Source organism: Desulfobacterales bacterium (genome assembly GCA_034003325.1).
GTDB lineage: Bacteria > Desulfobacterota > Desulfobacteria > Desulfobacterales > JAFDDL01 > JAVEYW01.
In genome coordinates, this window is record JAVEYW010000004.1 from 122,989 (window position 1) to 145,137 (window position 22,149).

Genomic DNA, 22,149 nt, shown 5'->3' on the forward strand with positions numbered 1-22,149 from the left:
CCGTTATAAAAAATCCCGAACGTCTTTTTCCAGTTTTTTGAATACAACGTAAGAGCCCCAGACCATCAGATGCGCGATAACGGCCATTACCATCAGGGTGCGAAGTGCCGGGGCTTCATTATACACAAACATATGGTGATACGCGTCGATAAACACATAAGCCGGATTGAACCGCAGCAATTTTTGGACACCGGCCGGCAATATGTCCGCCACATAAACAATGGGGGTGAACCAAAACCAAAGCTGAAGCGTAATCCCCACGATTTCTTTTAAATCCCGCAGGAAAACCGCCAGCGTGGCCGCGAGCAGGCCGATTCCGAACGCAAAAATAAGTTGCAACAAATAAACAAAGGGTAACAGCACCAGGTGACGACTCAGCGGGTATCCCGTCAGAATCAAAAATAAAAAAAAGATCACCATGGATATCAGATAGGTCACGGTTTCGGCCGTCACCACAAAGGCCAGCAGTGACGGCAGCGAAAGCCTCACCTTGGATATGAGGTTTTTTTTCTCGAAGAAAATCGTCGAACAGCGTGTCACAATCTGGCTGAACGCGACCCAGGCAATCAGACCCGATGTCAAATAGATGCCGTAAGCGTAAATGCCAGAAACACCGGGCAAGCGGCTGCCCATGATTCTTCCAAAGATAACGATATAAATAAACAGATTGACCAAGGGCCAGATTAAGGCCCACAACGCCCCCAACGTGGACCCTGCAAAGCGTTCCGAAAAATCACGCCGGGTCAGCTCAAAGATAAAGGATAAGGACAACATGTTGTAATTAATCCAACCGATCGCATTTGGGGTGGGATACCTTCCCGGGGTTGGCGAAACGCATCACAATGTCTTTCACGCGCAGCCATTCTGAATGGGTTTCCACATCCGCATTCGGACACACCGGGGTTTCAAACACAAAAATCGACAATCTATATGTCTTTCCCGCGTCAGTTACAAGCGCTCGCGTGAAACAATTCATCACCGCCCTCGTCCCGACAACCGTTGCGCGGACAAGGTTATAATTTTTTTTGAATGTTTCGCATCCATCGGATGGTTGTGTTGAGCAGTCGGCCGAATATCCGGCTTAGAATATCGGCATCACGCGCGAGTCTTGCTATTTCCGCATGTGCTTTGATCAAACGCGCCCGCTGTCTATTTTCCAAGGCAATCGACCTGAAGTGATTCGTTATTTCGTCTATTCGAAGGATTCTCTTTTTAATCCGTGCACCGATCGATTGATCGCTGAATAATGCCGTAATATCCTGGCGGGCCCGCTTCCCGATTTTTCTTGCCACGGAAGGGTTTTCATATACAAAGGCCATCAGCTCCGCGCAATGCGCCACATCCGGTTTGGCCCATATATTCCCCTTTGTATAGGGACCTTCGGTTTCCCCCACTAGTTCAAGACTGAATCGCACCGGAAAACTATTATTGACCGTCATAAACTCCATATTCGCGGAATAGCCGGTGGCGATAACCGGCTTCCCCAGAAACATGGCTTCCGCGATCGGCAATCCGAACCCTTCGGCCGCATGCAGGGAAACATAGCAATCAGCTCGCTGAAATAGGGCCACCAGCGCATCGCGATGCAAATAGTCATCCATTATATAAATATTTTCATGCCGCCCTGCCCTATCGTCCAGCATCTTTTTTTTAGTCAAATTCGCGTCCGAATTGGTATATTTAAGGACGAGCATGGCATCTTCGCGGTTTTCGAAGGATGTTAAAAAAGCATCAATGACTTTATCCGGATTTTTCCTTTGAAAGGTGCTGCGAAAATCGAACACGCTCAGGAAAACGAATTTATCCTTCAAATCTTGCAGGAACATCGGGTGTATGGCCTTCGGTGTCAAGTGAATGGACAGCGGAACGCGCAACACGGGCCGATCGGTGGCGTAAGCAATGGCGTCCAGCGAATAAAGGCTGCCGGTCCAGATTTCATCAAACAAGGCCATATATTTCTGCCATTCAACCGGAAAATCCCCCAATTCCCAAAACCAGAACGCGATATTATACTTATTTTCGAAGTATGTGCTGCCGTATTCCAGTAAGAATGCGTCCAGCCCGTCCGGGTTGACCAGAATGAGATTGACGGGATACGGATTTTCCCGTGAAAATGTGGTGAAGGTGGTATCTTTCTTGCGATGCGGATTTGAGTCGAAGTTATTTAACAAATAGGGTATTCCTGCCGCATCGATCGAACGGATAACGGAGCGGGCCGCTTCGCCGAGCCCGAATTCACCGGTGATGTAGCCGCTCACGTTGATCGCCACGCCTTCCCGCATAAAGCGATGCCCCCCGCTATACTGATGTTGGAATTCAATATTGACGCTATACTGGGTATAGCGTATCCATTTGTTCAAGAATGCGGCAAAGGCTGTCTCGCCTCGCCGTTCTTCCTGCACCGACTCAACCCGAAATATCAGGACGCATCATGCAGGTTCCGTTGACCGTAACCGTCTTAATTATAAACTGGAACAGTGGTTCACAGCTCAGTCATTGTCTTCGGCACCTAGCAGCGCAGACCGTGCAACCAACCCGGATTCTGATAGTGGATAACGGAAGCTGCGACCACTCGATCGAGCAAATTTTTCTCCCCCCAAACGCAACGGTGAAAGCGCTGCGTAACAACCTGGGGTTTGCGGGCGGCAACAACTACGGCCTTAAAGCGTGCCGTACCGATCTTGTGGCACTGTTGAATCCGGATGCCTTCCCCGAGCCGGACTGGATGAAGCAATTGCTTGCGGCCGCACAGCAATATCCGGATGTGGCGGCATTTGGTTCATGTCAACGGTGCTGGTCGAATCCGGAGATTTTAGACGGGACTGGAGACCGCTACCATATGAGCGGTCTTGTCCGGCGTGAGGGATACGGCAGGCGGCCTGCAAAAAACGCGCTTCGGCCGCGTGAGATTTTTTCTCCCTGCGCGGCAGCCGCCTTATATCGCCGCAAGGCGCTGGCTGACATCGGCGGCTTTGACAACGACTTTTTTTGCTATGTGGAAGATGTGGACCTCGGCTTTCGTCTTCGCCTGGCCGGTCACACTGCCCGCTTTGTTCCCAAAGCAGTGGTTCATCATGTGGGATCCGCCAGCACGGGAGGAAGGCATAGCGATTTTGCCCTGTACCACGGGCACCGTAATCTTGTATGGGCTTTTGTGAAAAACATGCCGGGGTTTCTATTCTGGGCTATGCTGCCGGTGCATGTCGCGATGAATCTGGCGACCCTTCTGGTCTTCATGCTTCGCGGTCGGTACCGGGTGATCCTGCGGGCAAAACGGGACGCCCTGCGCCAGATTCCCCGGGAGTGGCGCAAACGCCGAGCAATTCAATCCCTCAGAAAAGCCTCCATCCGTGCCATTTGGCGCATGATAGACAAGCACCCGATTCCCAAAAATCGAATTTAACCATTGCGATCTTACCTTTCAAAAGCAAATGGCAGCAGGATGTTATTCTCGGAACCGATTTCTACCGTGCGGTTCATGACGGCCTTGCCATAGGTGGCTTCGACCTCATAGGTGCCGGCGGGCAGCGGAACTGTCGCGTTCCCGGCGGCATCGGTATAAAACCGATACGCGGACTCTTGATTTCGCAGGGTAACGGGAACCGCCCCAATCTCTTCGCCTCTCGTGTAATGACCGTCCCTGTTTAAATCCCGAAAAACAAGGCATACCAATGTGGCCACCGACGGCTCGGAAGGAGCAGCCACGTCGGCCACCAACAGCAAAGAATGGATTTCTTGAAACATATTGGTTGGTTCTTCGGTTATAAGATCGGCTGCGTCCGGGGTTGTGTACAGAAACCGAATTCCGGCGGCCGTCATTTCGGAATTGAACAATCCCATCGGTGCTTCATCGGCATCCATCCGGTCGGCCAACACATTATCAAAAAGATATCTCGCCATCTTATCGGCATTAAACGGAACCGCCGCCGTAAACAATTCGAGGGTCTCTTCGACGCCAAGGGCCGAATACCCCGCATCCGCAAGCCGGGCCGTCACGTCCTTGGCGCCGTCATCAGAATACGTATCGAAATACCCGAGCGTGATCATCTCCCGCGCATGCGCATCCGCGGCCGCATAAACCTGATGATCGGCTATCAGTGGGGGGGCCGGGTTCGACGCCGCCGGCGGCGTTTCACTGTTGATTTCCCCGGAAGGCTGCCTATAATTCCAACGCGCCTGATTTAAAAGGTTCAACGATTGTCTTTCCGGCAGCGTTCGATAGGCAAGACCGTAGGCAGTCGCAAGTGTATAAAAAGAATCGGTCGCATCGCCCGAAGTTACCCGACAATGGCCAAAAACCAATGCAAATTCCTTAATGGTCGGATTAAAAATCAAGAGCGCCGAGACATCGGCGGCTGTCAATTCCCTAAGCAACAGTTCTTTGAACATCCTTTGAATCATTTCGGCCTGTGGCAACGGCTCATTGGATTTATACCCCATCACGGTTTCACCGGTCAGCGCCGCGCAGCCATCCGCAGTATCGGTGCAATGGTCATAATGCGATAGTTTAAAGGAACTATCTTGCAGCTGCGCCTCAACAAGGGCCTGCTCATTGCGGCTATACGCGATAGCCCTCAATGAAGGGCTATACACCAAGGGCGGTGAAGAACCCGTCAAACTCGCCATCACATCCGGGGCCACATTATTCAAAAGGGCCAAATCAATGCCATAATCAAACAGGGTCTGAACCGGCGACAGGCGCGCCTGGTTGATCAAATCCAGAAATAAAAACTCCACATCCAAATTGCTGAACCGAGCGACCAATGGCGACCCGAAGTCACAGGTCAGCAAATAGGCATTTGAAACCGTGTTGCCGACAAGGGTTACCCCCGCCATCAAGGCTATACCGACATCCTGTACCGACGGATTGAAAACAAGGCTGTTTCCACTATTCAGCCGGCGCAGATCCTGTTTTAAAAGTTGTTCAAACAAATTTTGAGCGGCTATTTCGGGCGGCATGAAATTGCTGAAAGTGATCATGCCCAGCATCTCGCCGCCCCCCGTTGCATCGTAACCGGCTTCTTTGATTCTCTCTTCGGCGGTTTGCCCCGATGGTGAAGCATAGCTGTAATAGCGGTTGGCCAGCATGTCCTGCGTGTGCTGCCGGGCTGTCCGCAGAAGGATCGAATTTAAGCGAAGTATCGGCAATCCGTCCGTCACGACGGCACGCCAGCTCGGGGAATCCGTGAGCAATTTATTCGGATCCTGGCCGACGAGCGTCGCGGCTTCCATGGGATGGGTGCGGGCCCAATTGAGCTTCTCCAGCAAAAGCCCTTCGTAACGAAGAGATTCTTGCGCTGCAAGTTCACCTTGCGCCATCTCGGCCTGAGCGGTGGCAAAGGGTGCGGCGACCATCATCATACCGATTAATAAAAAATGCAGAAACCGCATGGGATTGATCCTTTCACGAGTACGCGTAATCTATGACATTGCAAGATTCATACCTACTTATCATGATGGGATTCCGTTTCACCCCAGCGGAGACGATTAAGATATAATTTCAATTTGTTTTTGCCATTTTTGATTGTCATGAAATCAGCGGAGAACCAGCCGGCAGCGGTTAGAAATCACCGGGTGTGTTTATATATAGCCAACCTTCATCCACACAGATTGCCCTACCATTTCTTGGAAAAGCTTATTTCGGCCCGGAACGGCTCGCCTTTGATGACATAATAGGTGCCGGGCGTCTCATAATCTTCATCCATAATGTTTTTGAGCAGGATTCGCATATCGAATCCGGATGTCAGGATATCACGGCATAATAGGGAAGTATCGGCCAACCACACCCCGGAAATTTCCCGGCTCTGTCCTCCTCTCGGGAAAATGAGCGGCCGCGATGAAATGTGGTAGATTCTAAAGGACATGGACAGGCTGTCGGAAGGCCGCCATACCCCCATGAGATTGATTAAGGTATCAGGCCCGGCATCGTAGGGGTAGGAAAGATCGACATAATGCTTTTCCACCGTGCCGTCGTCAGGATTGATCGTGCTGTAATCATTGTATTTGTAAATTTCATTTGGGCCGCTGTGATCCATAATCGTCATATTGCCGCGTAATTCAAGCGCCCGAAACGGATTCCACTGAATATCGAACTCCGCCCCTTGCGTTTCCTGTCTGTTCGGTAGGGACAACCCGGCAAATTGGTCCTGCATGATATGGTTTTCAATTTCATTATAAAACCCCGTCAATGAAAAGTTGAAATCATCCGAAGGATGCCACCCGATTTGCGCCGTGAAACTTTTGATTTTTTCAAGCTTCGACGCTTCATCCGCAAGCAATTGATGGGAAAACGGCGTTCGATAGGCCGTACCATACAGCAGCTTGAAAATGAGCGCCCGGGAAAAACGCCAGACCCCACCACCATTAAAACTGACATTGTCCTCATAGGCGTCGTGGTCATCATATCGGATGCCGCCCAGCAATTCCAACTTGTTTATTTTATGCGTATATTGGCCAAACACGGACCGCAACGACGACTCATAATCCGCCAGGGTCAATCCGGGAACGAAATACTCATTCAACGGTCCAAGATAGTCATATAAATATCCATCCCATATCGGCGCATCCGTGACACGCTTCTCACGGTATGACACCCCGGTCGTCAACAACCCGATGCCGTCGAAAAAACTTTGGTCATATAACAACTCTCCATAGACCGTATTTTCTTCCTGATTCAACGTTAGATCAATGATTTTCCAGTCGGGATTCAACCAGCTATAGCTTCCGAGAACCCGGATCGCTGCATTTCGGCTCGTCTCCTTCTTCCCTTCGACCTTCACATATCCCGAAGAAACGCGGCGTTCTTCAGGCCAAGTCATTTCACCGTCATCTCCCGTAAGGCTGTAAGGCGTTTCTGAAAGCGAGGCCTTTGCCGTTGCGGACAGGCAGTTCCCCAGGGAAACAGCCCCCAGCGCGTCAACATAATCCGCCGTATCGACCGTCCCAATCCCGAAACGATCCTCCGGCGGCACCGGCGTGTCACTATCCTGCCAGAAGTTAACGACATTATAAGGGCGATCCTCCCCTTCTTCGGAGCGGGCGCTAAGGCTCGCAAAGGCATCCCACGAACCCGAATCATGCCCCAGATTGACATAGCCGCCTTTTTGGCTTTGCGTCGTACCCATTGAAAGCCCTGTTTCAATTCCCTCAAAATCTTTACCGCTGAGCGGCACGACATTGACAATGCCGGCAAACGCATCCGGACCCCACAACACGGATCCAGGGCCCCGAATGATCTCGATGCGTTTGATAGCGGTCAGCGGCAGCTCATGGCCGATTGGGTTTAATGATTTATTGACATCCGATCCCATCGGGACGGTATCGTGTAAAAAGAGAACCGAATTCGGGATTCCCCGCATATAGGGCATAATGCCCCACTCCTTATCCGCCATATAAAATCCGGGAACCGTCGAAAGCGCCTCGGAAAGTGTCAACACCCCCCCTTCCCGAATCTGTTGCGCCGTAATCACCTTGGCGACCGCTGGTGCCTGCCAGGCGCTTTCCTCTCGCCGGGTAGCGATAGACAGCACATCCAATTCTTCCCCGACAAAGATCAGAAGCGTATCGTCGATACCGCCGGAGTCCCCGGCGACACCATCAGCAACGCAAACCATCAGCCATACGCTCATACACAAGATGATAAGCGATAAGCGCACCGGCTGGTTGCGGTCCCGCAGGAGTAAACCGAATTTTCCGCCATGCCGGCTATCCGCAAGATTAGTCAATCGCATGCTTCATTAAAATCCGAAATTTCGCCCGCGTAAGCCCCAACAACTGAGCGGCGTTGGACTGGTTATTCCCCGATATTTCAAGCGCCTGTCGCACGAGATTCTTTTGAACGGTTTCCAGGGAAATGCCACCCGGAGGGAGTTTAAATCCATTGCCGTTCCTGTTTTCCGACTGCCCGCCGGATTTCAGAAAAGAAAGGGATTCCGCCGTCAATCCGCCCGGGTCCGGTGATAAAATCAAAGCACGTTCCATGGCGTTGGCCAGTTCTCTCACATTACCGGGCCAGGGGTAGTCGGTCAGAAGCCGCACGGCGCTATCGGATAAGCCGACCGACTTCATTCCGCTCAACCGTTCCAGAAAATGCCGGCAAAGGGGAATGATATCTTCCTTTCTTTCTCTCAGAGGGGGAGATTCCAACGGAAACACATTGATACGAAAGAGCAGGTCCTGCCGGAATTGCCCGGTTTCCACCAATTCATGCAGGTTGCGATTGCTGGCGCAAACCACCCTAACATTCACACCAAGCTCCTGATTTCCACCGACTCTTCGAATTTTCTTTTCCTGCAGGGCCCTCAGCAGTTTTGCCTGGGCATCCAAGGACAAATCCCCGATCTCGTCCAGAAACAACGTGCCGTTATTGGCGTACTCGAATTTACCTTCCGTCCGTTTATCCGCTCCGGAAAAGGCGCCTTTCTCATACCCGAATAATTCGGATTCCACAAGTTGCGGTGAAATCGCCGCGCAATTGATGGGGACGAACCGCCCGTTCTTTCGATTGCTCATAAAATGAATAAATCGGGCCAGCAGCTCTTTTCCCGTGCCGGACTCGCCGCTGATCAACACGGCCGAATCACTCTTGGCCACTTTTGAAGCGACGGCCAGCATCTGCTTCATGGCTTTGGACGCACAGATAATTTTGTCATGGCCGGAGCTTTTAATCAGTTCCTTTCTCAATTCTTTATTTTCCGCCATGACCCGGGAAATATTGAGGGATCTTTCAATCGTCAATAAAATACGGTCTTCCTCGAAGGGCTTGGTGATATAATCGGCGGCGCCCAGCCGCATGATTTCCACCGCCGAGTCGATTGTCGCATGCGCGGTAATGAAAATTACCGGGCATGCGAGCCCTGCGGATTTAATTTTTTTCAGCAATTCCATGCCGCTCATTTTCGGCATGCGAATGTCGGTGATAACAATGTCAAATGCCGCCTTTTCCAACATCTGCAGCGCTTCTATCCCATCACCGGCCTGAACGACCTGATGGCCGGCCCGCTCCAGCATAATGGAAAGCAGGTGCCTTATTCTCTTCTCGTCATCGACAACCAAGATATTGGCCATGTTCGGTACTCCAAAGCTTAGGGATGTCTGATGGACCTATCCCACATTCGCTGTTGATTCGCTTATCTCCCGCGCCGCTGCGAGTGGAATTTCCATTCTGAAAACAGCCCCCCCCGTTGCCGCGTTGTCGGCCATAACGATACCTCTATGGGCCGTCACCACCTGCCGGGTAAACGCGAGCCCCAAGCCCGTCCCGGTTGCCCGGTCCGTATAAAACGGTTCAAACACCTTATGAAGCTTATCCGGTGAAATTCCCTCGCCGCTATCTGAAATTTCAGCGACCCAAAAATCGCCGGTTGCCCAACACACAATCGACACTTCGCCGTTATCGCCCGCAGCTTCACATGCATTTTTCAGAATATTCCCAAGCCCCCTGACAAGCAAATCACTGTCCGCCACGGCGATCACGGGCTCATTCGGAATCTCGGCCGAAAGCCTGATATCACTTTCGCTCGTGAGCATCTCGAATCGTTCAATCAGGGATCTCGCCAGCGCATTTAAATCGACAGGGCGAAACGCCGGTTTCACCGGACGGGCGAACAGAAGAAAATCCTCGATCAACCGATTCAGCCGGCGGACCTCGTCCTCGATATACCCCACCATCGTATTTTGGCTGGTAAGCGCCATATCCTTTTTTAGAATATCCAGGGACCCTTTAATAATGCTGAGCGGGTTTTTAACCTCATGGGCAATCATCATCGAAAATTTACCCATTTCCGCCAGGGATTTTTGCTTGATCATTTCCCGGGAGACGCGATCGAGCGCCTCCTTGCTTTTATTCAGCGAGTCCAGCATGGTGTTGAAATCAATCGCCAGTGAGCGCGTTTCCGGAATTTTGCCGGGTCGAACCCGAAGCTCCAAATCCCCCCGGCCGACCTGGCGCGCGGCAAAGGCGAGCTGTTTGACTTCCTTCACCATCGGCCGGGAAATAATATAAAACACAAGCGCCGAAACAATGGATAGCCCGATTGAAAACCAGATATATTTCAATGTGATTTCTTTAATCAACTGCTCGATACCAAAGGTGCTGTAAGCAATTCGAACCTCACCGACGTTTTCCCCCACGTTGCGGCCGGCACGCCTTGAAAGCGATTTTCTATCCTGAAACAATACCGTTTCATCCCGGTCTATTTTGAGCAACACCGGCGCTTTCACGGCGGACAAGGGACCGGAAACCGTGTTCCTCTGATCAACCAATATCTCCCCTTGATTGTCCAGGATGGTTACCCGGGCAACATCTTCCTCCCCCAATAAATTTAATACCAGGGAATTTAATCGGTTGCGATCTCCCATCAGAATACTCACCTCGGAATTCAGCGCGAGGTATTTCGCGAGAAATTCAATCCGATCATTAAACCGCTTATACATAAAGTTGCGTGTGATATGAACGCCGACCACATCCAATATCAACGTCGTGACACAAATCAGTAAAAAAGCGGCAAGTAGGAGCCGGGGATGAAACCCGATGGTCCTCATGGCCCCTGCCCTATCGCCGCAGTCCCGATCGCATCGGCGTTATAATTCACCCCCAAGGCATTCATCACCTTGATATTGCACCAGACTTTAAATTCCGGGGGCTCATTGCCGCATGCCCCCCCTTTTAACCGTTCCAGCAAAAGGCGTCCCGTCTGTTTACCGATGCCCTTATAATCGAACAAATAGCAAAGCGACGCCCCGTTTTCATAAAAAAACCGGTTGAAACCGATCACCGGAACCGCTTTGGCGATGGCCTCCTTGATAATAAACGGCACCAGACTTTCGGAGATCACGGTCTGGTCCGGAATCATCCACAGGGCATCTATTTTTTCGCGGTTTCGCTGCAAGATCGTCGCAATATCTTTCCGGTCCGCCACTTCGAGCGGCATAATCGTGAGCCCTAACAACAGGCCCACCCGCCTTGCTTCGCCAGAGAATACGGCATTATATTCCGGGTTGTATATCAATCCGATGCGATGGGTTGAAGGCAGAACCTGTTTGATAATCCGAAGTTGACTTTCTATGGGAATATTCAGAGAAATACCACAATCGGTCTGCTGAAGCGGCAAGGCTTTTTCAGGATTCAGCACCATGGTGAATATTTTTTTCTCATCGGCGATTGAAAGGTCCTTCCAAAGCAGATGCGCCGCTTCCGGGCCGACCGCAATAAAAACCGTTGCATCGTCGGCTTCTGCCAGGCGTTTTGTCAGCATCTCCCTGCTTTTTCCCGATTCATTGTCGAGAAAAACAGGGATCGTCTGAATGCCCATTTCCGCAGACAGGGTTTCCGCCAGCGCTTCCAGCGCTTCGACATAAGGTCTGATTCTAAGTGAAACAACGGCGATGGCCTTATCGATGGGTTTCTCGAATCCGTAAGCAGCAAAAGCCCCCATAAACAATAGACAAACGCTAATTCCTATGGCTTTTAGCCGAAACACGCTATGGTTGCTTAAAAAATGCAAAAGCGGCAATACGCCTCTCGGATTCAAGGACTGAGAATCTTCCCATCGTCATGAATCTATTTGAGTTACGAACCCTCTCATCAGGCTATGATTTTCAGAAAGACGGGAACCGAACAGAAACACCATTACGGTCTCCTTATCAACAAGCGACAAAACAACGTCTTTTAATAAAGCGAGATATTTTTCATCGTATGAAGAAACCGGCATGAATCTTTTTCCTAATCCGGCAAAGCCGGAAGCTTGACGGCTGGGCGGCCAACGACCTTTTCCAACAATGCGCGTTGTGCATGGATCCAACCGATAAAACATGCTGACATCACCGGGGATCGGTTAGCGTCCACGAGGCGGGCGGAGAGGTAACGTGAAGATAGCTCCGCATGGTGGGTTCCGGTCTGGACAAAAAAATACCCAATGGAATCAACCCGCTGAACTATGCATTGCTGCCAACCCGAACGCTTGCTAAAAAGCCTGGGTGAGCTTTAACGGAAACCGAGTGATAACCATTCGGTTTTTATGGTAAATATTAATTAAACGTCGGAATTTCGGCTGAATACTATCGGAAATGCTATTGGGTGTCAAGGGCAATAAAATCGCAACATATTGTGTTAGCAGGGAATTAGACCCTTTACCAGAAACATGCACGCCTTTGCGTCTATATTCGTCGAAGGTGAAAGATGGTGTTTATGCATCCCAGCATTCCAGCATCCCAGCATCCGGCTTTGCCGGATTAGGTGCACGGCGCAGTTCAGTTACATCGTTCGTTGAAGGAACCACAAGCGAGATGGAAGATTTTCCGGAAAAAGGCCACCCCTCTTTCCATCAAACCCCAATAAACGACCTATTCCCCGATGGGATCATTTCTTGGTGGGAAGAGAACCCACGGTAATCATTTCCTTGTTCTTTTCATACATGGCATTGCCGATGCCCTTGACCTTCATGATATCGGCGGGCGTTTGAAACGGCCCGTTGGCGGTGCGATGGGCGACAATTTTTTCAGCAATCACTTTACCGACACCGTTCAGGTAGGTAAGCTCCTCGGCGGATGCCGAGTTGATATCGATTTTCCCGTTTGAAGCGTTCGTGTCGGGTTCGGCAGCAACATTCATGGAAAGAAACATCACCATAGACAGCACCATGACAACAGACAGAGCGGTTTTTTTCATCATGTTTAATTTCTCCTTTTTTTGAACAGCATAAGCTTCCACTATCAGTAAGCACGAGGTGGCCTTTTCCAGCAGCAACACAATCATTTTCCTTGTGATTCTCAGTGGGGAAAGCAGCAAAATGAGACATTTTTGAAGCGTGCGGTGTGCGACGAGCCGTCACACGGATATTGCGGTAGCAGGGCCGTTCCGGACAACGAGGCCACAGGATCGAGGGATCGATGCCGTTTGTGCAAGCGATAAAAGTTTTTCTCGTTTATTAATCTCCTTATGAATTGTCAAGCCCTTTTTTTATTCGGAGAAACCGCGTTGATGATGTCTGCGCCAAAGGCGGTTCCCCTGATATCCTTTCATCCCATCCTCGCTTTTTTATATCTTTTTTGTTATACTGCCCAAAATAAAAACTGCCATGCAAGCATTCAACACCGTGTCATTCAGGCGGGTTCATTTTTTACGGGCAAAGGCCATACCGAAAACGCCCTACTTGAGCGGTTTTTCACCCGCACATTCAGGAAAGCATGGCCGAAGCGCTTTGGCCCTTACCGCGCGTTTCGAGCGCTTGAAATCAATATGAGGGTCACTCGACCCGATCAGAGAAAGAGAGGGCAGCATGATCCATGAGTGCATTATCCTGGAAAAACATGCCGGGGTCGCCATCATTACCCTCAACCGGCCCGAGGTGCTAAACGCCATGAACCGGCAGATGTGGAAGGAGCTTGCATCCGCGTTGCCTGACGTTGAAGCCGACACCGGCATAAACGCCCTGGTCCTGACCGGCGCGGGCAGAGCCTTTTCCACAGGCGCCGATTTAAAGGAATCCAAAACAAGACGCCCGGAAGACTACAGAGCCTATCTTGAAACCTTGCAGGAAACCTCCCGAAAGCTGATTCGGTTCGAAAAACCGACCATTGCCGCCATAAACGGGTATGCCTTGGGCTCCGGGTATGAGCTGGCGCTGGCATGCGATATTCGCCTGGCGGCACTGAACGCGCAGATCGGCTCACCGGAAGCCAAGGTAACCTCTTCGGTAACCGGCGGCGCCATGCGCCTGCTTCAGGAGTTGGTGGGCCCGGCGAAAGCACGGGAGTTGTTGTTTACCGCGGAAAATATCAGCGGCGAAGAGGCGGCCCGCATCGGCCTTGTCAACAAGGCGGTGCCGCCGGAGAAATTACTGCCTGAATCCCTGGCGATGGCGGCAAAAATTGCCCAAAACTCGGCCTTTTCAATTAAAATGATTAAAAAAGGGTTGTTAATGGCGAGCGGCGAGGCAAGTCTGGAAACGCTCATGAATTTTGAAGTCGAGGCTTGCCTGGCATGTGTTTCCACGCAGGAGCGCGTCGCATCGCTCATCAGCTTCGAAGATAGAAAAAGATAACCGGACTGGAGGACACATGGATTTAAGAAGAATATTGAATGCTGAGTCCGTGGCGATTGTGGGCGCCTCTAAAGTGGTAACCAAACGCGGGTATCAGGCAATCAAAACCCTTCTTGATGAAAAGTATGAGGGAAGTATTTATCCGGTCAACCCAAAGGAAAAGCGCGTATTGGGCCTTACCTGCTATCCGGATCTTGCCGCCATTCCGGGCGTTGTCGATATCGCATTGATTACCACACCGGCCCACACCGTTCCGGAGTTGCTAAAGGCCTGCGGCCAAAAAGGCATCGCCGGAGCCGTGATCATTGCGGGTGGATTCAGGGAGACGGGCGAAGAAGGGGTGCAGCTCGAAAATCAAATTATCGAGAGCGCGCGGCAGCACAAGGTGCGACTGATCGGCCCCAACACCTCCGGTATGATGAACTTAAAGACGAACCTCAATCTGGTGGGGCTCAAGGGTACCCGAAGCGGCGACATCGCGCTGCTGTCTCAAAGCGGGAATATGGCCTTGAGCCTAATCACAGAGGCCAAAATCAAAAGCCTGAAGGGGTATTCCTATTATGTCGGCGTCGGCAATGAGGCGGATATTCGATTTCATGAGTATCTGGAATTTTTCAGGCAGGATCCGGGCACCCGGGCCATCGTTATGTATGTTGAGGGGATGCACCAGGGCCGGGAGTTTTTGATCCAAGCCTATAAAACAACCATCGATAAGCCCATTATTTTACTCAAAAGCGGCCGGTCGTCCAAGGGAAAACAGTCCGCCGGATCGCATACCGGCGCACTGGCCGGTATTTCGGAAGTTTCAAACACTGCTTTCAGGCGGGCCGGAATTGTGGTCATTGAAAATTCCGATGAACTCTTCCCGGCCGCGGAAACGCTTTCCAGCCTGCCGCCCATTCGCAACAACAGCGTCGCCATTCTGGCAGACGGCGGCGGACACGCCACGATTGCCGCCGATCTGTTAACCGATCTGGGCATGCACATTCCGGAATTAAATGAAAAAACACAAGCGAAGCTCAGAAAGATTCTTCCGGCCGGAGCCGCAGTGCGAAATCCGGTGGATGTGGCCGGCGGCACGGATGCGGAACCCGCCCTGATGGCCGAGTGCGCCAAAATCATCATGAAAGATCCCCAAGTGGGCGGCCTTTTAATTGCCGGTCTATTCGGCGGTTACGGCATTCGCTTTTCAGAAACCCTGTCTCTTCAGGAAGAAGATGCGGCGCACCAGATGGGAAAAATTGTTAAAAAACAGGAGAAGCCCATTATCGTCCATAGCCTGTATACCTTTGAAAAACCGCACTCGCTGCATTTACTTCGCTATTATAATATTCCGGTGTATGACTCTCTGGACATCGCCTGCAAATGCATCGGCGTATTGGGCCAATACGGTGAATACCTGAGAAGCTATCATGCCAAAACCAATTTCATTCTGAATCCCGACGCCAAAAGAAAACCCCAGGGCGTCAGCCTGATTGAGGAAGCCAGGCAACGCGGCAACGGCCTGCTGCTGGAAATTGAGGGAAAACAGCTTTTGGCACTCCACGGCGCGCCCATAGCCCTGGATAAAAGCCTGACGCCAAACGGCCGAAACGCGAAGGCATCGCGTCATGCCGACAAGCTTCATTGCCGTTCCTTTCTGGCCAAAACCGCCGACGAAGCCGTGAATATCGCAAAACACATAGACAGCGCTGTTGCCATGAAAATCATCTCGCCGGACATTTTGCACAAGAGCGACGCCAAAGGCGTTCGCCTGAATATACGGACGGAAAAAGAAATTCGGGATGCCTTTAAAAGCATCATGGAACATGCCCGGCAATACGCACCCCATGCGGATATTCGAGGCGTCTCCATCTCTCCCATGGCCAGCGCGGGACTGGAAGTGATTATCGGCACCAAAATCGATGACCAGTTCGGGCCTGTCATCATGTACGGCTTGGGCGGCATCATGGTGGAAATTCTGAAAGATGTTTCCTTTCGGGTCGTGCCGATTTCCAGAAGATCCGCCAAAAAAATGATCGAGGATACAAAATCTTTTCCCATTCTCAATGGCGCCCGCGGGCAGGCGCCCTATGACAAAAAGGCGCTGGAGGATTTGCTGTTGACCTGCTCCGAAGTCGTCGAAAGCTATCCGGAAATACAGGAAATGGATTTAAACCCCGTTATCCTGCATGAAAAGGGACTGAGTATTGTGGATGTGCGGATTATCTTGAAAAAAATAACCGGTTGGGAATGCCATTAAACCGGCAGTCCCTCTAACGTGCATGGTTGAACCAAGAAGCGCCCCCTTAAGGTGCCTCAACGTTAATAATGAGTCTGTTTCATGCATGAACCTGAAGGCCCCTGCCCCAACGCCCTTTGCCGCAGCAAATGATCCGCCAGCACCAGGCTGACCATGGCTTCACAGACGACGTTGATTCTGGGAATGGCCGAAATGTCGTGGCGGCCTTTGATACTCAGCGTTTTGGGGTGATTCGACCGGTCGATGGTATGTTGCTCTATTTGAATGGAGGGAATCGGTTTGACCGCCACCCGCGCGATGATGTCATCCCCATTGGAAATTCCCGCGAGAATGCCGCCGGCATGATTCGTGGCAAACCCCTCGGGCGTTATCGGGTCATTGTTTTCAGATCCCAGCATGCCAGCGGCGTTAAATCCGGCGCCGATCTCGACCCCTTTTACCGCGCCGATGCCCATTAAAGCGCCGGCCAAAGCCGCGTCCAATTTATCAAATACAGGTTCCCCTAAGCCGGACGGCATCCCCTTGACCCGAATCTCCACTACCCCGCCGATCGAATCCCCCTTTTTCTTCACGTCCGCAACCCGCTGGGCCATCTCGGGCACCACCGACCTATCCGGGCAGCCGAATTCGTTTTTATCCACCTCTTCCAAGTCCCGTCGCGCGGCCCGAATGCCGCCCAGCTCAATCGTACAGGCTGATACGGTGATGGTTTCTTGCGCCAGAAGCACATTGGAAACGGCTCCTGCCGCCACCCGGCCGACGGTCTCGCGGGCGGACGCCCGGCCGCCGCCCCGCCAGTCCCGAATGCCGTATTTCGCCTGGTAGGTAAAATCCCCGTGACCAGGCCGGTAAATATCGGCCATCTCTTCATAGGCACTGGATCTGGCGTCTTTGTTATGCACCATGATCAGAATGGGGGTGCCCGTGGTAACGCCGTTAAAAACACCGGACAGAATTATGGCCTGGTCGGGTTCTTTTCGAGGGGTGCTGGCGGCGGAGCGCCCGGGACGCCGCCGGTCCAGCATCCGTTGAATGGTCTCTTCGCTCAACGGCAGATGGGGCGGGCAGCCGTCCACCACAACGCCGACGGCTTTTCCGTGAGACTCCCCCCAGGTCGTTATTCTAAACAGCGTGCCAAACGTGCTGCCGGCCATACTCATTTCCTTTCACCCGCGATCGACGCGCGGGGTAACTCGTGTACGTAAACGTAAATGTGCGCGTGTACGTTTACGTGCACGAAGTACCGCATCGTTGTTCTTTTCGTGCTCGAACCAGCGCGGACTGGGGGTGGGGGTTAACTTTTATAGAGAGTCTCAAGCACATCCCAGAAATCAGGAAAAGATTTTCCCACACACCCTTCGTTCTTGATTATGATCCCCGGCACTTTCAAGCCGGCCATGGCGAAACTCATCGCAATGCGGTGATCCTCATAAGTCTCTATTTCGGCGCCTTTCGGACTGCCACCCACGATGGTCATGCCCGAATCCGTGCAATCCGCATCAATGCCCATGCGATTGAGTTCCGTCACAACGGCGCCGAGCCGGTCGCTTTCCTTTGCCTTTAAGTGCGCCACATTGCGAATCGTCGTGGTTCCTTTGGCAAAGGCGGCCACCACGGCAAGGGTCGGCACGACATCCGGCATATCGGACATATCCACATCCACGCCGGTTAGATCATGGCCGGTGATGCAAATGCCGTCCGATTCTTCCAACACATGGCACCCCATGGCCGCCAGCACATCGATAAATCGCACATCCCCTTGCCGGGTACGCCGGCTCGTGCCGTTTACTTTTACGGATTTACCGCAAATCGCGGCAGCCCCCCAGAAATAGCTCGCCTGCGAGCAGTCGGGTTCCACGGCATAGGTGCCGGATCGATAGGTCTGTCCGCCGGCCACTCGAAAGCGCGTATACCCGTCCCGGTCCACCGGGACACCCAGCTGCGTCATGACTTCCAGGGTCATGTCCACGTACGGCTTGGACACCGGGCCCTCAATAATGTGAATATTCAGCCCTTCGGCCGTGTACGGCGCGAGAAGCAGCATGGAAGATAAGAATTGACTGCTGATGCCGCATTTCAATTGAACCTCGCCGCCCTTGATCCGATCGCCTTTGACATAAACCGGCGGGCAGCCGTTTTTTTCAATCGAATGGGCCTGCACGCCGATCTGGGTCAGCCCGTCCACCAGATCCTGAATCGGGCGCTCGCGCATGCGCTGCGTGCCGTCCAGAACATAGGGGCCTTTTCCCAGGGCGCAAATACCGGTCAACAATCGAAGGGAGGTGCCGGAATTGCCTAAATGAATCGGGCCAGCGACAGGCTCGAGGTTTCCGGATCGGCCGTGGACGGTAATTTCATTCGGCGCAATGTCCATCCGTATGCCCATTTGCCGCAACCCGCTTAAGGTCAGCATAGTATCTTCGCTTTTCAGCGGGTTGTTCACCCGGCAGAGGCCGTCCGACAACGCCGATGCAATCAAAATGCGATGGGTAAAGCTTTTGGATCCCGGCACGCAAATGTCACTGTTTTCTCGTACCGGTTGGGTTTCAATAGATTTCATGGATCTCACCGGGGTTATGGGGTTTTTGGGGTCGGGTCAGTCCTTTTCCGCCGGCGCCTGCGGGTAGGAGCCCAGATATTTCATAAAAAGGCAGTGGTTGCGCATGATGTCTACGGTCTCTTTCACTTCGGCCGACTCCATATGACCCTCCACATCCAGAAAAAAGCAGTAGCTCCAGTTTTCGTGCGGACTTGGGCGGGATTCCAGTTTCACCATATTGAGACCGGCCTCGGCGATGGGGGTCAGCGCCTTATACAAGGCACCTGGGGCGTGGGCGGTTACAAACATCAGAGAGGTCTTGTCCTTTCCGGTCGGCCGCGCGCCGGTTTTGCCGATCAGCAAAAATCGCGTGATATTGCGCGAAAAATCCTCGATTTTCGAGGCCATGACCTGAAGATTGTACAACTGGGCCGCCTCGCTGCTGGCAATGGCGGCCGCGCCCTTTTCGGAAAGCGCCTTTTGAGCGGCCTCGGCCGTGCTTCGGCATTCCTGCATGGTCACGCCGGGCAGATATTTTTGCAGCCATTTACGGCACTGGGCAAGGGCCTGGGGATGAGAGTAAATGACCGTGACCTTTTCCAATGATCCGGCCGCAGACAGTAGATCGTGAGAAATGGTCAGGTACTTTTCCGCACATATTTTCAGCTCCGACTCATAAAACAGATCCAGGGTATAATTGACTGCCCCTTCGATGGAGTTTTCCACGGGAACCACCCCGAAATGGCACTGTTCTTTTTCCACGGCCTCAAAGACGTCCCGAATGCTCGCTCGCGGCATAAAGGTTGCCGCACGGCCGAAAAACCGGCGGGCCGCCAGATGGGTGTAGGTTGCTTCAGGCCCCAGATAAGACACGATCTGGGGTTGCTGAATTTCTCTCGAGGTGCCGAAAATTTCCGCAAAAATAAGTTGCAGCGCCTTATTGGGAATCGGCCCTTCGTTCAATTTGAAAAGCCGGTTGATAATTTCGCTTTCCCGGGCGCTGTCAAGGACTTGTCTATTGCGGCGGCCTTTTAACTCACCGATTCCCTTGGCAAGATTGAGCCGCTCGTTGATCAGGAAAAGGATTTTTTCATCAATGGCGTCAATTCGTTCACGAAGGCTGTGAATATCCGCCTCACCAGGACTGCCGGCCCGACTCGATGCTTCGGTGCTGTTGTCTTCGCTCATCATTAAAAATCTTTATTTTTCCGTGATGGTTTCATCGATTTTCATACCGAAGTGACGCCCGCAGGTCTCGGTCACCGCCAACACCTTGTCTCCCGGGGATAAACTGACGATGGAAACGGGGTTACCCTCGGGCGTGGTCAACCGGATGGTCTCCGCGTTTTGAAGAATGGTGGTAATTTCCTCATTCCCGATTTTGGCGCGAACCAGCATCAGCGGCCGCTTTTCTATCTTGAGACGACCCACGATACCGACGGTGGTTTTGCCCCGGTAATCGACCAACAGGACCTGGTCGCCGGCACAAAGTTCCGATAAATAGCGGGTCTTTCCTCCCGGCACCCGCGTATAGGCGTGCACCGGCCCCGCATTCACGCGAAACGGACGCGGCGCGACATACGGATTCGACACACTCTCCGAATGAACCAGGAAAAGGGCGTTACTGGCATTTCCGACCAGCATGCCCTGCCCGACGGTCATGGCCGTGCAGGTATCGACGCATACGCGGTCCCCCATTCCCAGGGGCTTGATCTGCGTAATCTCGGCGATCTCCAGGCAGGTTTCTTCTTCGGTGGATTTGAGAACGGAAAGCGCCTTTTTTAGCGTGATCGGGTCGGCCGGATGAATCATCACCTGGCTGACGCCTTTTTCCAGAATACCGAAGGCCGTTTGCGCTTCGGCCAGATCGCAGACCTCGGCAATCACCTGCGCCCCTTTGGCGATCAGGTTTTCAAGCGGAATAATCGTCCAATCCGTGCAGGTGAGCACCACTTTTGAATGCTGGCAGAGCTTGACGATTTCATCTTCGTCTTCTCCGCTGCGGATGGTGAAAAAAACAACGTCCTTTCCGATCTTCAGATCGCCGTCTTCGGCTATGGTCTCAATTTTCCCGAGTTGCTTGACCTGTTCCGAATACCCCAGCGGCAGCACAATGCCGTCTGCGCCGCCCTCCAGCGCCGTGGTGACCATGTCCTTATTCCACGGATCCACCTTCACCCATATCTTTTTCATGATAGGTTTTATCCTCTCCTGAGCCGGCTTCGCCGGACGATAGTGTATACTTATCCGCAGATGACGCAGATTCCGCAGATCCATAATATATCCGGGTAATCTGCGGCATCTGCGGATGAGACGCTTAATGGTCCTAAAGAATTTCAAATAGTTGGAGCCATTTTCAAAACGTTTCAGTTCGGTCGAGGTCAAGACGCGCGAAAATTTCAACCGGAGGAATACATTAAGTATTTTGAGGATTGAAATTTGAGCGCAACGCAGAGATCGGCCGAAATGGGGCGTTTTGAAACTGGCTCGTTGGGGTTGAATTTCACCCCAGTATCTTCAGCGCCTCATCCACGCTCGCATTCCCATGCACCACCGCGGAGATCGCCATGACCATGCGCGTGGGATCCGAATGCTGGAAAATATTCCGGCCGATGGAAACCCCTGCGCCGCCGGCATCGATAGACCCTCGGACCATCTCGATAATTTCCCGGTCTGAATTCATTTTCGCGCCACCCGCAATGACAACCGGTATGGAGCAGCCCTCGACGACCTCCCGAAAAGACTCAGGGGATCCCGTGTAGGAAACCTTGACAATATCAGCCCCCATTTCATCGCCGACCCGCGCGGCATGTTTGATCACCGAAACGTCATATTCGTCCTTAATTTTCTCGCCCCGGGGGTATACCATGGCCAACAGCGGCATGCCCCAGATCCTTGCCTCCCGGCTGACCGTTCCGAAATCCCGGAGCATCTCCTTTTCATCCCCATTCCCGAGGTTCACATGAATGGAGACCGCATCCGCACCCAGCTTAATCGCTTCCTCCACCGTACAGACCAGTGTTTTGGCATTCGGGTACGGTGAGAGGCTGGTAGAAGCGGACATATGGATAATCAGGCCGATATCCTTGCCGGACATGCGATGCCCCTTGTCCACAAGCCCCTTGTGCTCCACAATCGCGTTCGCACCGCCATCGGCCACTTTGCCGATCGCCTCTTTCATGTTGATGATTCCGGGAATCGGGCCTACCGTCGTCCCATGGTCCATGGGGACAATGACCGTTCTACGCGTGTTTCTGTTGAGAATCCGCTCTAATCTGACTTTTTTTCCAATGTTCGTCATTCGGTGCCTCCTGTTGGCGTCCAGC

At 52.3% G+C, this 22,149-nt stretch carries 18 protein-coding genes; 3 read left to right on the forward strand and 15 right to left on the reverse strand.

The features are described 5' to 3' along the window. Window positions 1-3: 3 nt before the first annotated feature. Genes RBT11_05550 through RBT11_05560 form a run of 3 tightly spaced genes read right to left on the reverse strand, consistent with a single transcriptional unit; the run spans window position 4 to window position 2,402 of the window. Window positions 4-774, reverse strand: coding sequence for an ABC transporter permease (locus RBT11_05550; GenBank protein ID MDX9786214.1), 771 nt, complete (start codon window positions 772-774; stop codon window positions 4-6). A 7-nt stretch (window positions 775-781) separates the two neighbouring features. Beyond that, the gene (locus RBT11_05555; protein MDX9786215.1) at window positions 782-976 is read right to left on the reverse strand and encodes a hypothetical protein; all 195 of its coding nucleotides are present in this window, start codon (window positions 974-976) and stop codon (window positions 782-784) included. A 37-nt stretch (window positions 977-1,013) separates the two neighbouring features. After that, window positions 1,014-2,402: a glycosyltransferase gene (locus RBT11_05560; GenBank protein ID MDX9786216.1), complete on the reverse strand. Its 1,389-nt coding sequence runs from the start codon at window positions 2,400-2,402 to the stop codon at window positions 1,014-1,016. A gap of 29 nt (window positions 2,403-2,431) precedes the next feature. Between RBT11_05560 and RBT11_05565 the strand changes: the two genes are divergently transcribed. Beyond that, window positions 2,432-3,403 (forward strand): glycosyltransferase family 2 protein, encoded by a 972-nt coding sequence (locus tag RBT11_05565; protein ID MDX9786217.1) that lies wholly within the window; start codon window positions 2,432-2,434, stop codon window positions 3,401-3,403. A gap of 11 nt (window positions 3,404-3,414) precedes the next feature. On the opposite strand, the gene RBT11_05570 is transcribed toward RBT11_05565, so the two are convergent. The 7 genes from RBT11_05570 to RBT11_05600 all read right to left on the reverse strand — a co-directional run bounded on the left by RBT11_05570 (window position 3,415) and on the right by RBT11_05600 (window position 12,670). Continuing rightward, window positions 3,415-5,391, reverse strand: coding sequence for a hypothetical protein (locus RBT11_05570; GenBank protein ID MDX9786218.1), 1,977 nt, complete (start codon window positions 5,389-5,391; stop codon window positions 3,415-3,417). A gap of 224 nt (window positions 5,392-5,615) precedes the next feature. Then, the gene (locus RBT11_05575; protein ID MDX9786219.1) at window positions 5,616-7,730 is read right to left on the reverse strand and encodes a TonB-dependent receptor plug domain-containing protein; all 2,115 of its coding nucleotides are present in this window, start codon (window positions 7,728-7,730) and stop codon (window positions 5,616-5,618) included. Beyond that, window positions 7,717-9,066: a sigma-54 dependent transcriptional regulator gene (locus tag RBT11_05580; protein ID MDX9786220.1), complete on the reverse strand. Its 1,350-nt coding sequence runs from the start codon at window positions 9,064-9,066 to the stop codon at window positions 7,717-7,719. Before RBT11_05580 ends, RBT11_05575 begins: the two co-directional genes overlap by 14 nt. 36 nt (window positions 9,067-9,102) lie before the next feature. Further along, window positions 9,103-10,542 (reverse strand): ATP-binding protein, encoded by a 1,440-nt coding sequence (locus RBT11_05585; GenBank protein ID MDX9786221.1) that lies wholly within the window; start codon window positions 10,540-10,542, stop codon window positions 9,103-9,105. After that, the gene (locus RBT11_05590) at window positions 10,539-11,531 is read right to left on the reverse strand and encodes an ABC transporter substrate binding protein (GenBank protein MDX9786222.1); all 993 of its coding nucleotides are present in this window, start codon (window positions 11,529-11,531) and stop codon (window positions 10,539-10,541) included. The genes RBT11_05585 and RBT11_05590 overlap by 4 nt, the downstream gene beginning before the upstream one ends. Before the next feature lie 21 nt (window positions 11,532-11,552). Further along, window positions 11,553-11,813, reverse strand: a complete 261-nt coding sequence (locus RBT11_05595) for a hypothetical protein (GenBank protein ID MDX9786223.1) — start codon at window positions 11,811-11,813, stop codon at window positions 11,553-11,555. Between the two features lie 545 nt (window positions 11,814-12,358). Then, the gene (locus RBT11_05600; GenBank protein MDX9786224.1) at window positions 12,359-12,670 is read right to left on the reverse strand and encodes a helix-hairpin-helix domain-containing protein; all 312 of its coding nucleotides are present in this window, start codon (window positions 12,668-12,670) and stop codon (window positions 12,359-12,361) included. A 607-nt stretch (window positions 12,671-13,277) separates the two neighbouring features. Here RBT11_05600 and RBT11_05605 point away from each other — a divergent pair. Continuing rightward, entirely contained in the window at window positions 13,278-14,042 is a 765-nt protein-coding gene (locus tag RBT11_05605; GenBank protein MDX9786225.1) for an enoyl-CoA hydratase/isomerase family protein, read from the forward strand. 16 nt (window positions 14,043-14,058) lie between these two features. Continuing rightward, entirely contained in the window at window positions 14,059-16,284 is a 2,226-nt protein-coding gene (locus RBT11_05610) for an acetate--CoA ligase family protein (GenBank protein MDX9786226.1), read from the forward strand. Between the two features lie 62 nt (window positions 16,285-16,346). On the opposite strand, the gene aroC is transcribed toward RBT11_05610, so the two are convergent. The 5 genes from aroC to RBT11_05635 form a co-directional block, all read right to left on the reverse strand. Further along, entirely contained in the window at window positions 16,347-17,438 is a 1,092-nt protein-coding gene (aroC, locus tag RBT11_05615) for a chorismate synthase (protein MDX9786227.1), read from the reverse strand. Between the two features lie 140 nt (window positions 17,439-17,578). Continuing rightward, complete coding sequence (gene aroA / locus RBT11_05620) at window positions 17,579-18,844, reverse strand: 3-phosphoshikimate 1-carboxyvinyltransferase (protein ID MDX9786228.1); 1,266 nt, start codon at window positions 18,842-18,844, stop codon at window positions 17,579-17,581. A 36-nt stretch (window positions 18,845-18,880) separates the two neighbouring features. After that, complete coding sequence (pheA, locus tag RBT11_05625; GenBank protein ID MDX9786229.1) at window positions 18,881-20,014, reverse strand: prephenate dehydratase; 1,134 nt, start codon at window positions 20,012-20,014, stop codon at window positions 18,881-18,883. 9 nt (window positions 20,015-20,023) lie between these two features. Continuing rightward, window positions 20,024-21,016: a 3-dehydroquinate synthase II gene (locus RBT11_05630; protein ID MDX9786230.1), complete on the reverse strand. Its 993-nt coding sequence runs from the start codon at window positions 21,014-21,016 to the stop codon at window positions 20,024-20,026. Window positions 21,017-21,326: 310 nt separating this feature from the next. Continuing rightward, the gene (locus RBT11_05635; GenBank protein ID MDX9786231.1) at window positions 21,327-22,124 is read right to left on the reverse strand and encodes a 2-amino-3,7-dideoxy-D-threo-hept-6-ulosonate synthase; all 798 of its coding nucleotides are present in this window, start codon (window positions 22,122-22,124) and stop codon (window positions 21,327-21,329) included. Window positions 22,125-22,149: the final 25 nt, after the last annotated feature.

Coding starts and splice junctions, on each gene's coding strand:
- RBT11_05600 (MDX9786224.1), bottom strand. CDS start 12,670: ATGATGAAAAAAACCGCTCTGTCTGTTGTCATGGTGCTGTCTATGGTG.
- RBT11_05570 (MDX9786218.1), bottom strand. CDS start 5,391: ATGCGGTTTCTGCATTTTTTATTAATCGGTATGATGATGGTCGCCGCA.
- RBT11_05610 (MDX9786226.1), top strand. CDS start 14,059: ATGGATTTAAGAAGAATATTGAATGCTGAGTCCGTGGCGATTGTGGGC.
- RBT11_05630 (MDX9786230.1), bottom strand. CDS start 21,016: ATGAAAAAGATATGGGTGAAGGTGGATCCGTGGAATAAGGACATGGTC.
- aroA (MDX9786228.1), bottom strand. CDS start 18,844: ATGAAATCTATTGAAACCCAACCGGTACGAGAAAACAGTGACATTTGC.
- RBT11_05605 (MDX9786225.1), top strand. CDS start 13,278: ATGATCCATGAGTGCATTATCCTGGAAAAACATGCCGGGGTCGCCATC.
- RBT11_05555 (MDX9786215.1), bottom strand. CDS start 976: ATGAATTGTTTCACGCGAGCGCTTGTAACTGACGCGGGAAAGACATAT.
- pheA (MDX9786229.1), bottom strand. CDS start 20,014: ATGATGAGCGAAGACAACAGCACCGAAGCATCGAGTCGGGCCGGCAGT.
- RBT11_05585 (MDX9786221.1), bottom strand. CDS start 10,542: ATGAGGACCATCGGGTTTCATCCCCGGCTCCTACTTGCCGCTTTTTTA.
- RBT11_05550 (MDX9786214.1), bottom strand. CDS start 774: ATGTTGTCCTTATCCTTTATCTTTGAGCTGACCCGGCGTGATTTTTCG.
- RBT11_05575 (MDX9786219.1), bottom strand. CDS start 7,730: ATGCGATTGACTAATCTTGCGGATAGCCGGCATGGCGGAAAATTCGGT.
- aroC (MDX9786227.1), bottom strand. CDS start 17,438: ATGGCCGGCAGCACGTTTGGCACGCTGTTTAGAATAACGACCTGGGGG.
- RBT11_05565 (MDX9786217.1), top strand. CDS start 2,432: ATGCAGGTTCCGTTGACCGTAACCGTCTTAATTATAAACTGGAACAGT.
- RBT11_05595 (MDX9786223.1), bottom strand. CDS start 11,813: ATGTTTTATCGGTTGGATCCATGCACAACGCGCATTGTTGGAAAAGGT.
- RBT11_05580 (MDX9786220.1), bottom strand. CDS start 9,066: ATGGCCAATATCTTGGTTGTCGATGACGAGAAGAGAATAAGGCACCTG.
- RBT11_05635 (MDX9786231.1), bottom strand. CDS start 22,124: ATGACGAACATTGGAAAAAAAGTCAGATTAGAGCGGATTCTCAACAGA.